We start from the raw sequence: 10,646 nt of genomic DNA on the forward strand, positions 1-10,646 counted from the left end.
CGCTCGACGAGTCGGGGCTCGCCGTTCACCGCGTTGAAGGGGACGATGCCGTCGTCGTCCGCCTCCAGCACCCGCTTGGTTGCATAGGAGAGCAGGCGCCAGACGTGCTCCATGCGCTTCTGGTCGTTAGCCTTACGCTCCATCTGAGGCCAGATGATCTCCGCAGGGCGGTCACCGAGGGTTTCTTCTATGGTTTCTCGTGTGATGTCGGGAATTCCGTAAAGACGGTAGATCTCTTCGTTCAAATCGTCGGAGAGCTTACGAATGTGGGTTTCCTCGCGAACTTCACAAATCTTCAATAGGTCGAGAAGCGCCGCCAAAGATGGACTCGGGGATGTCGCGTCTTCCTTAAGGAGCCAAGGATTGCGAAACGAGGTAGAGATTTCATTTCCAGCATCCCATGCTGCCTTCGCGTCGTAGATTGCGCGTACAAGTGCGGATATTTGTCGATACCGTGTTGCCGAAGGCTCAGGGATCGGCAGACGCTTTACGATTCCGACTTCCCATGAACCAAACGACATGAGCCCGCGCAAGATATACTCAGCAAGCGCACTACTCATCACTCCAAGCACAAAGTCCTCGTCACGCGGATCGCGGAGGAATATACCAGGTCCCTTGTGCCCGAAGATGCATCCTGCCGGCATCTTTCGGACGTTGAATCCACGCTGGGTTCGCAGCGGCCAAGTTAGGCCCGCCCGAAAATAATAACCAGGGCTGCGAACTTGCCGCGACCAATGGCCTCCGCCGTATAGCTGACTGTTGTACTCTTTGATCTCAGTGCCATCGTCCTCCCAAGAAACGATCAAGTCGAATGGCTGATAAAATCGAGAGAAATCGCCTCCCTTGGCGAAAGGTACCCATGGCTTTCCTTGGCCTATGTGATTAATCGGAAGCTCCCATCTGTGCCGGACAAAGCGCAAATCATCGGCAGTAGATAGCCCCTGCCGCAGATCAGCCCATGTAGGTTCAAGTGAGGGGCATTCTCGGAAAATATGCGCGACGAGACCAATTCGCTTGAAAGCTAACGGGCAGCCATCGATAGCAGCGAAATCCCTTCTGGCTACGTCATAACGGAGTCTCTCTGTGCCATCAGTAAGAGTCCGCACGAACATCTCGTGCCGTCGGTCGGGCTCGCCTTTCCCTCCCTTAAATCGCTCAAGATCGAAAAACGTCGCCCGCTCGCCCTCGCTCACCACGTAATACGCCCGATCCGCCTGCTCCGTCGTTGTCGCGATCCCCTCCCGCGCCTGAGTCGCCTGAATCGTCGACACCATGAGCTTCCGCCGCAGATCGGCGTCGGCGAGGATGGCCTTGACGTTGATACGCGTCATTGTGGAATCACCTGTCTAATTCAACTTGGTTCCATCGACATAGATTATTGATTTACCACCAAGACACGAAGACACCAAGAACTGCGTTTTCTTCTTGGTGTCTTCGTGCCTTGGTGGTTCAATCCGATTCGATTCATGCCTGCCCCTTCCGTGCCATACCAAGCCCGGCCAGATAGATATCCGGCACCTTGTAACGCTCCACCTGATCCTCAGTCCCCTCATAGACCGAGAGCACGCCGACCTCGCGGGCGAGCGTGACCAGATCGCCCAGGTCGGCGATGTCGCGGGCATTCACGGGTGACGAACGCAGGGAGCGCAGCCGCTCGAACAATGTCTCCAACTGGGGGAACTCTTCGTCCTTCAGGGCGCTGAGCGTCCGCGGGGAGACCTTGGGCAGGGCCTCGATGAGTCCGCGTGGGCGGATCAGGCTGCGATCATAGGCATTGGCCTTGGATTCCTCGCGCTCCCAGACCACGGCCTCCTCGAAGAGTTGAATCAGATAGCGGGGGATGCGATCCCCGTTGCCGTCGGCCAAGCGGTTCCAGACCCAGTTGCGTGAGAAGGCGGTATTGCCGCCCTTCATGCGCTCACCCACCAGGAGGTTCCAGACCTTGAAGACGATCTCGGTCGGCCACTGGTCGATGGGGGTGTTGCGGTACATGGCCGCTCCTTGCGGCATGACGAAGCGGGCAAATTCCTGACTGCGCATGGCCTGCTTGAGGACGACACGCAGGAAGTCGACCTGCTCGTTCCATTTGAGGCTGACGGAACGGCCAAAGAGGTGGCTCTTGTTCTCGAACCGCAGGCCTTGCCAGATGTCCTCGCGCAGCATGACCTTGAGCCGGATGTTCTTGAACTGCTCGCCGCGATCGGTCAGGAAGGAGAACAGGCCCTGGATGGCGGTCTGTCGGCGGGCGCGGTCCGCCTCGGTGTTCCCGAAGCCGGTGTCGAGACCGTCGAAGAGCAATAGGGTCGGCGCGGGCACCGCCCGGTCCAGCCGATCCAGCCAGTCGGCGACCAAGAGACCTGACCCGGCGATGGACAGGACTTGGGCAACGGTATCGACGAACTCAAGCTCCGTGTGCGGCGCCAGATTGGCGGCGGCCAGCCGGGCGTCAGTATCCGGCGCTGCCCCCTCCATGCGGGCCTCGGTGTCGATGGCGACCGCGGCACAGAGTGCCCACACCTGGCGCCAGTCGGCATGGTGCCGCTTCAGGATCTCGTCGACCTGACTGAAGCCATCCGCGCCCAGGACCCAAGGCCGGCCCTTGCGCAGCGGTGCCGGTGCCAGGGCCACCACCGCGGAGCGATCGGACGCCTCGGCCAGGCGACGAAAGACCGCGGTCTTCCCGGTGCCCTTACGCCCCAGGATCAGCGGCACATCCGGGGCCAGGGCCTTGACGACCACGGCGGTCTCGACAAAGGTCTCCAGGAACTGCTGCTGATGCTCCGCGGTGTCGCCCCGAAACTGGAGGGAGGCCAGGACGGCGGGCTTGTGCTGGGCGGTTCCGAGCGCCGGTGCCGACTCGCTGGGTTGCTTGAGGAAGCCCAAGAGCCATTCGGCGATCTGCTGGTAGTCGGTCCAGCTTTCGGCCCCCTTGAGCAGGCTGTCCGCGGTGGCGATCACCTCGCGGTAAGGCACGAAGTGGGTGATGTCCCCTTCGGCCAGGCGGCCACCATCGCCCAAGACCGACAGCCAGTCCGAGACCCATTCCAGTGCCCGATGCTGGTAGCGCTTGACGACCTCGGGGGCCTTGCTTGCCGGAATGGGAGACACCAGGAACCGCGGCATCGGAGTAAGACGGCGCCCCCCGGCCTGCCGCAGGGTGGTCGAGGCGAGCAGTGCGCGAACCAGTTCCCCGGTACCCCGGCGTGCCTGCGGGTGGGGGAAGAAGGCGATCACCGCCAGATCCGAGATCTCGAACAGAAAGGGGGCGTTGAGTGCGTCAAACCCGGTGCGGGCGTCGAACAGGATCAGGTCCGGGTTCAGCGTCAGGTGACGCAACTGCTCGACCATCTGATGCAGCGGATTGACTTCCTCACGATACCAGGACAGCGGATCGGTGAAACGGAGCAGACGCGCGTATTCGGCCCCCGGCAGGCCCGCCGGGACCACATAGAGGTCCAGGTCGTCATCGGCGCGGATCAGGTGATCGCGCAGGTCCACCGCCTCACCACGATCGAGTGACGCGAGGATATGGACCACTCCCATGTCTGCCTTAATCTCGTGCTCGCGGCCGAAGACCGACGTGAGTCCCGGTGCCTCCAGGTCCATGTCCACGCAGACCACCTTGAAGCCCTGGTTTGCCAGGATCAAGGCGGTGTAGCCAAGGGCAGTGGTGCGACCGACCCCGCCTTTGAGCGAATAGAAGGTGCAGATCAGCGGAGGGGGCAGGTCCTCATCCAGGTCGGAGAGAAACCGGGCATCGATCGGCGCCGTGATCGTCCGGGCGCGCGCCAGGGCCTCGGGCCAGAGTGGCAGGTCTTCCAAATCGGAGTCCCGGGGTGCAACGCCCGCCCAACTCTTTTCCTCGGGCGTGATGAGATCGATCCACTCGAAATGCTCGTCGGCGAGGCCGTCGAGCACGAGGTCCCGCCGCCCCTGCGTCGACATCCCGCGAAAGGCCTCCGACTCCAGCCAGAGTCGCCAGCCATTGAAGGGGTCAGGCTGTACGCGCAGGTCGGCGACGACGAACCCATGGCGTGCCATGTTTTTCGATACTTGGTCGCGGATAGCGTCGGCCTTCATCTTCTTCTCCTTCTGCTGTGCGCGCGGGCCAGCCGGGTCTGGATCAAGCTGACCAGGGTTACCGCTCCGGTGAGCATCTCCTCGCAGGTCCCCGGAAAGTGGTCGGTTACAGCGTATCTGAGATCAGTAGACCAGGACTCGATGTAGTAGGTACCGGACCCGCCGGCCCCGGGAATGTCCCCCAGGGTCAAGCCGACGCTTGCCCACAACCCCCGGAGGTTATGACCTTCAGACCCGTGGGTTGGGAAGCCGGTGCCGCGCCGTTGTAGGAGGGCCTTGAGGCTACACTCGATGGCATAGCCCGCCAGGTAGACGGGCGCGACTGAATTGGCGCGCGTCGGTAGCATGCTCCGCGCATCCACCATGCGCTCATTGGCTACGTTGCGCCAGTCCTCCCAGGTGTCAGGCGACATGATGAGGCTCCCAACGTGCCAGGGCGGCCGCTTCCCAATCCGCAATCAGTGTTGCGAACGGGGCATAGTCTTTGTGGATGCGACCCGCGTCGCAGGCGGCGAAGTAACCTGTCTGATCGTTCCTCCGATCATACACGTCCAAAGGAACCATGTCATTCTGCATGAGTAGCAGGTTGCCCGTGATGAATGCGGTTCTACCATTACCCTCGCGGAACGGATGCAGGGCCAATATCGCACACATGACCTCAGCGACGTAGGCAAACACCGTCGCATCGTCGTCGGATAACAGCGGTGAGTGCGCTAGCACGTCCCGCTCCAGTACCTCCATGAGTGGCTGAATCCCACTCGGAGGCAAGCGCCACCGGGTCGGGCCATCGCCTTTGTGCAGATCGACGGTGCGCCACTCGCCTGCAAATGGATAGATCTCGCCCATGAGCTCGCGGTGGACCTGGCGGATGAGGTTGACGGTCAGCGGCGCCGGTTCGGGTCTGTCGAGGAGGCCGGCGACGAACTCCATGGCTCGTGCCACACCCTCGTCTTCTCGACGATCGATCTCCTCGCGATCGAGGCAACCGGCGAAGTTGAGGAGGGTGCCGTCGGCGGTGGTGATCCAATCCCAGTCGCGGTCATAGTCGCTCCAAGGGGGTGGCACCACCCGCGGTGAGGAGGGGACTGCGGCGAGCTTTGCCAGTTGATCGAGCCGATCTTTCGGGAGCTTCCGCTGGCTGGCCGGGATGACATAGAACTCGCCGGTGCTCGCGGCCTGGTAATACTCGCCCTTCTTACGGCCGGTGCCGCTGAGGAAGCGGAAGCCAAAGTCCTTCTCCTCCCACCTCCAGTGGACGCGAGTCATCACGGGTCTCCAGAATTAAACCACCAAGGCACCAAGACACAAAGAAAAGAAATAGTCTTTCTTGGTGTCTTTGTGTCTTGGTGGTGAATAATCATCGCACCCCCCCGCGCAGTACAATGGCCGCTGCTTCCACGGTTGCGTCATCAAGGATGCCAAACCCGAGGTCGAGCATCGTGATGAGAGGGTTACGCTTGAGAAGAATCTCCGTGCGCAGCTTCTCGAACGAGGTCAGGTTAATAAAGGTCGCGGAGACCAGCGCCCCCACATAGCCATCGGGCTCGGTCAGTTGTGTCGCCCGATCGATGAAGGCCGCGTAGATGTCATTCGCCGTGAGCGGGTAGGCCGCCTTTACGAAGTCCTTCACCTTCGGAATGAAGGCACCGTAGGGCGGGTTCATGACCACCACGTCGTAGTGCCGCGAGAGGATCTGGAGGAGCTTGAGGCCGCGGGCCGTATCCTCCGCAAAGAGGCGCTCGGCGGGGTCGCCACCCACTTGGGCGGCCTCGTCTTCAATGGCTGCCAGCAGCTCCTGCTGGAGCTGGCGGGCCTCCGCTTCCAGGAGACGCCGTTCGAGTTGGAACTGTCGGGCCTGTTCCCGCCCCAGGTCCGCAAGGATCGATCCCAGCTCAAGCTGCCGGGGTTCTGCCGGGGCGAAGACCCGGGTGAGTCCCTTCTCCCGGGCGCGGGTTTCCACCCAGTCGTCCAGTACGCGCTCGACGCCCTCGCGGACCTGCACGAGGCTGCCGAGTTCGCTGACATACTGGAGGTTTCCCCAGATGACCTTAAACAACCGCGCCGACAGCACCTCTGAGGATTCACCACCAAGACACGAAGACACCAAGTTATTCGCTTGTTCCTTTCTTGGTGTCTTGGTGCCCTGGTGGTGAAAATTGGATTCACCGCCAAGACACGAAGACACCAAGTTATTCGTCTCTCTTCTTCTTTGTGTCTTGGTGTCTTGGTGGTGAAAAATCCTGGCTACGAGCCCCTTGAGCCGTTCGGCACCCAGGTCCACGGCGTTGGCGACCACCAGGTTACTGCGGTGGATCTGCACATCCAAGGGCGAATAGCCGTGTTTGAGTGCGGCCTCCTTGGCGGTGAGGAGCAGCGACAGGGACGCGATCTGGATCGCCCGCGGGTCGATATCGACGCCGAAGAGGTTGTGCTCGATGATGGCGGCCGGGATGTCGCGGGGCTCGCCCACCGAGGGCTCGGCGGGCCAACCCGGCTGGCCGGCGTGCTCGATCTCATCCAGGTACATCCGGTGGAAGAGGCCGAAGGCGTACTGGCCGAAGTGCATGGTCCCGCAGGCGGGATCGAGCAGGGCGATGTCACGGGCGCGCTTGAAGGTCTCGACCTGTCCGTCATCGGTCAGCCGCTGGTAGCGGATGCGCTCGCCGGTGCGCGGGACCAGGTAGTCGGCGACCGGCACATCGGAGGTGCGCTCGTCGGGCAAGGGCGGTGGGGCGGTGGCGGCGAGCGCCGAATCCGGGTGCATCTGGAGCCAGAGCCGGCCGAGCGTGTTGTCGACCAGGACCTTTACCACCCAGGATGGCGTATAGAACTGATTGATGACCGCCAGCTCGTAGGAGGAGCGCGGCGTGCCCTTGTTCTCATCGCGAACGCGCTTCTTCTCCTCGCGGTTGAAGAACTGGTAGACCCAGCCGAGGAAGTCCTGGGCACGGTAGGCGTCCTCGGGCAGGTCTTCATTGATCGTCTTGAGGATGTTCACCAAGGACGCATGGGTTGGCCAGAGGCAGGCGTATTCGTGGTCCGGATCGAAGAGGACCCGGATGTCCTGGGTGATGTGTCGAAACGCCGTGGTGAGTCCGTCGCGGAGCAGTCGCTCCTCGGCGTCATCGTCGTACTTGTACTTGCTGCCGCCCGCGGCCCGGTAGTCGCGCAGGTAGCGCGAGCGTGCCTGGCCCGGAATGGGAGTGATCACCTCGGTCTGCTCAGGGAGACAAGATTCACCACCAAGACACGAAGACACCAAGTTAATACCGTTTCGTTCTTCCTCTGCTCTTGGTGTCTTGGTGCCTTGGTGGTGGAAATCGGATTCACCACCAAGACACGAAGACACCAAGTTGATACTGTTTCGCTCTTCCTCTGCTCTTGGTGCCTTGGTGTCTTGGTGGTGAAAATTCACGGAAGGTGGCGGAAGGTAGAGGAGTTGCCTCACTTCCATCGCCTTGAGACCGACGAGCCGGTTGAGGAGGGTGTAGGCAAGCTCGCGCTTCACGTTCTCATAGCCGCGCTCGGCCGAGCCCTCGACGATCGCGTCCCGGGCGATGAGCGCCGCGACCCGGCCGCGGACCGCCACAGACTCATCGGGCAGGCGCATCTGGTCGAGGGGCTTATGCTTGCCGTTCGGCTGAAGCCCGAGGCGTTTGAGCTGGGCCGAGAATTCGTCCTCAATGAGCAGACGGACCCGGGGCACCCAAGCGCGCACGGCTTCCTTGATTTCACCACCAAGACACGAAGACACCAAGAATGGACTTGTCATAGTGCCAACCGGACGATACCGTCTTTGATCAACGGCACGTTGAAGTTGATGAGGAAACCGAGCCGGTAGCCGGAGAGTTTCAGGTAGGTCAACAACTGGGCCTTGTGGATAGCCAATAGCAACTCGACTACCTTCAACTCCACGATCACGCAGTTGCAGACCAGCAGGTCCAAACGAAATCCAGCATCGAGTTGCATTCCGTCGTAGATCACCGGAAGGGCGACCTGTCGCGAGACCTCGAGCCCACGTTTGGTCAACTCATAAGCGAGGCAGACCTCGTAAACCGATTCGAGCAACCCCGGCCCGAGCGTCGAATGTACCTTGAAGGCCGCATCGACAATCTGCCGCGCAACGTCATCTGTCGATACCGGTATAGCTTCGATCATTCCCCTTGGTGTCTTCGTGTCTTGGTGGTGGATGTTCTTCACTTGACCACCACCGTGAACCCTTCGCGGATCTGGGCCTTGAGATCATCCGCCACCTCGTCCAAGGCTTGATCCACCTCGTCCTCGGTCTTGAATCGCCGGCCGGCCAGGACCGTCACCGGACGCCACTCGAAGACCCGCTCAAAGGGTTCGGGCGGCGGTAATACCAGGGTTCGCAGTTCGGACTCCACCTGTGCCCGGTAGGCGGGTAAGGCGACGAGGGCCTGATCGAGTGCAGAGAGGCTCCGTTTGCCGGCGGCCGTGAGCAGGGCCTCCACGGTGGCGAGGGTGAGTGGGGCGTAGTGGCCCAGCTTGCCGACACCGAAGACCTTGTCGACGATCGCGTCGCGTCGGGCGGGCGGGGCATTCTGGTAGGCAACCCCGGCCATGATCTCCGCGGCCTGGGCCTCGGCCGCGTTCCGGACCTGGTCGTAGGTCTGGAGGTAGACATCCCGGTAGGTGGCGAAGGCCGTGTCGAAGGCCGAACGGTAGTCGTTCCAACGTGCGATGACCGTCTTCTCTGCGGCGATGGCGGCCAGGTCTTGCTCGGCCTGCACGAATGCGGCGCGCTTGGGGTGCTCGTCCGGGATGGGATGATCCGCGGACAGACCGATCAACTTCCGCGCGGCATCGAAGTCCTGATGCCGGTTCGCATCCAGGAAGTCCCGCAAGGCGTCCAGCCCCTTCTTGAGCGCCTTCCACTCCTTTTCCTTGGCAAGGAAAGCGGTCACCACGGTCGTTGGGTCCTTGGCGGTGGTGGGCTCAGCCAGGGCGACTTCGGCCTTGAGTACCGAATCGGGAATCGGTAGCCCTTGCCCGTGGCGGCTCTTGGCCTCCTGTATTCCGAGTCCCAGCGCAAGCCCCAGGTCGCGCACCGCGGCGGCGATGGCGTTGCCCGATTCGGGCGTACCACTGCGACCCATCGCGATGAGGGCCTTACTCGCGTGCTTGATCTGATCCACCGACAGGCTGGTCTCGGCGACCCGGAAGGTGGCTTTTCTGAAGGTGGTGATCTTCGAGAAGATCTCCTCGGTGCCCTGGTAGTCGTAGAGCGCGGACGGCCCCAAGGGGGTCTGCTTCTCGATGTAAATAGCACCGGCCCTGAAGCAAGCGGCGAGTACCAGACGCACCAACTCCTCCGGCCAGCCGAAGGGCGGCCGGAGAAAACCTTTGAAACCCTTATCGTCCTTGGCGTCGAGTAGTCGCCCCCCCTCGGGTTCCAGGCCCTCGTCCGCGAGGTCGGCGAGCACTTCGAGGACCTGACCCACCAGGGCCGATTCCCGTTGCAGGCTCCCCTGCGTGTCGAAGAGGTCCAGTTCGGGCGCGACCTGGTGCAGATTCGTGGTCGTGGGGTTGAGCAGCGCCTTGATCTGCTTGGCGAAGTCGAAGGCTCGGTCAGCCAGGTGGAAACGCGGGTAGACGTTCGGAATGAGTGCTTGAAAGGCCGTGCGGATGGGGTCTTTCAGGTCGGCGGCGCCTTCAAGATCGACCTCTTGGCCGCCGTAGCGCAGGCTGCCGCCCAAGAAGGCCCGCTCCAGGTCCCTGACCAGGGCGATTTTCAACTCATCGCGCTCCTTGCGCTTCTCGGCGAGGGCATCCTGGGTATCGGCGGAGCTATCTTCGGTGAAGCGTTTGTCGCTCGTGACCTTCACCAAGGACTCGTAGCGCTTCAAGCGCCCCTCAAGGCTTTGGGGCGTGTCTGCCAGCCACCAGGCGATCCTGCCCTTCGCGCCGCCGGCCTGATTCTGCTGCCCGATCTCCTCGATCGCCACACTGCGGCCAGGCGCCAAGGGTGAAAGGAAGCGAATCTCCAGTTCCGGCCCGGTATCGACCGCTTCGCCGTCGAGATGGACACCGTAAGCGAAGGTGACCTTGGTGACGCCGTGGGCGACGGCGAAGTTGCCCAGCCGTTTGCGGGTAAGCAGTTCGTCCTTGCAGATCTGCTGAGAGGTCCTGCGCACGGTCGCGAGGTTGATGCTCTTAGGACCACCCGGGCGGACCATCTCCTGGATGGCCTGCTCGATGGTACGCTCGCGTTCGTTGAGGAACTTCCACTCGCCCGTCGCCTCGTCGCGTGCGACGTAACCGGCTTCCTGCAGCGCCAGGAGGGTCGCCTCCGCATCCGTGCGAAGCTGCGCGAGGTCGGTGGTCAGAGCACTGGTCAGGAGCTTGGCGAGGGTCTCCGGGACCCGCGGGACCCAGGTCACGCGTTGGAGTAGCCAGAGAACCTTCAACACCCGAGCCGGCATCACCGGCGTATGGGGCACGCGCTCGTCCGACTCGTAGATGGCCCGTACGCCAGATGCGCCGAGGTACTCCTGGGAGAGCAGGTCGTTCTGCACGGCATCGAAGACCTGATCGAAGCTGAC

General features: G+C 62.1%; 7 protein-coding genes. All 7 read right to left on the reverse strand.

The features are described 5' to 3' along the window. The coding region (locus QZY48_RS30465) for a hypothetical protein (protein ID WP_295437685.1) at nucleotides 1-1,331 on the reverse strand (1,331 nt) is incomplete at its 3' end. Nucleotides 1,332-1,464: 133 nt separating this feature from the next. Next, nucleotides 1,465-4,080, reverse strand: coding sequence for a ParA family protein (locus QZY48_RS30470; RefSeq protein WP_295437687.1), 2,616 nt, complete (start codon nucleotides 4,078-4,080; stop codon nucleotides 1,465-1,467). After that, nucleotides 4,077-4,493: a hypothetical protein gene (locus tag QZY48_RS30475; RefSeq protein ID WP_295437690.1), complete on the reverse strand. Its 417-nt coding sequence runs from the start codon at nucleotides 4,491-4,493 to the stop codon at nucleotides 4,077-4,079. The genes QZY48_RS30470 and QZY48_RS30475 overlap by 4 nt, the downstream gene beginning before the upstream one ends. Continuing rightward, nucleotides 4,483-5,346 (reverse strand): Fic family protein, encoded by an 864-nt coding sequence (locus QZY48_RS30480; protein ID WP_295437693.1) that lies wholly within the window; start codon nucleotides 5,344-5,346, stop codon nucleotides 4,483-4,485. The genes QZY48_RS30475 and QZY48_RS30480 overlap by 11 nt, the downstream gene beginning before the upstream one ends. 91 nt (nucleotides 5,347-5,437) lie before the next feature. Continuing rightward, the gene (locus QZY48_RS30485; protein WP_295437695.1) at nucleotides 5,438-7,798 is read right to left on the reverse strand and encodes an Eco57I restriction-modification methylase domain-containing protein; all 2,361 of its coding nucleotides are present in this window, start codon (nucleotides 7,796-7,798) and stop codon (nucleotides 5,438-5,440) included. 50 nt (nucleotides 7,799-7,848) lie between these two features. After that, on the reverse strand, nucleotides 7,849-8,238 hold the full coding sequence (locus QZY48_RS30490) for a GxxExxY protein (RefSeq protein WP_295437697.1): 390 nt from the start codon (nucleotides 8,236-8,238) through the stop codon (nucleotides 7,849-7,851). Nucleotides 8,239-8,276: 38 nt separating this feature from the next. Continuing rightward, nucleotides 8,277-10,646 (reverse strand): hypothetical protein (locus QZY48_RS30495; protein WP_295437696.1); only part of this gene is annotated, 2,370 nt, incomplete at its 5' end.

The organism is uncultured Thiodictyon sp. (genome assembly GCF_903828115.1).
GTDB lineage: Bacteria > Pseudomonadota > Gammaproteobacteria > Chromatiales > Chromatiaceae > Thiodictyon.

Coding starts and splice junctions, on each gene's coding strand:
- QZY48_RS30475 (WP_295437690.1), bottom strand. CDS start 4,493: ATGTCGCCTGACACCTGGGAGGACTGGCGCAACGTAGCCAATGAGCGC.
- QZY48_RS30470 (WP_295437687.1), bottom strand. CDS start 4,080: ATGAAGGCCGACGCTATCCGCGACCAAGTATCGAAAAACATGGCACGC.
- QZY48_RS30480 (WP_295437693.1), bottom strand. CDS start 5,346: ATGACTCGCGTCCACTGGAGGTGGGAGGAGAAGGACTTTGGCTTCCGC.
- QZY48_RS30490 (WP_295437697.1), bottom strand. CDS start 8,238: ATGATCGAAGCTATACCGGTATCGACAGATGACGTTGCGCGGCAGATT.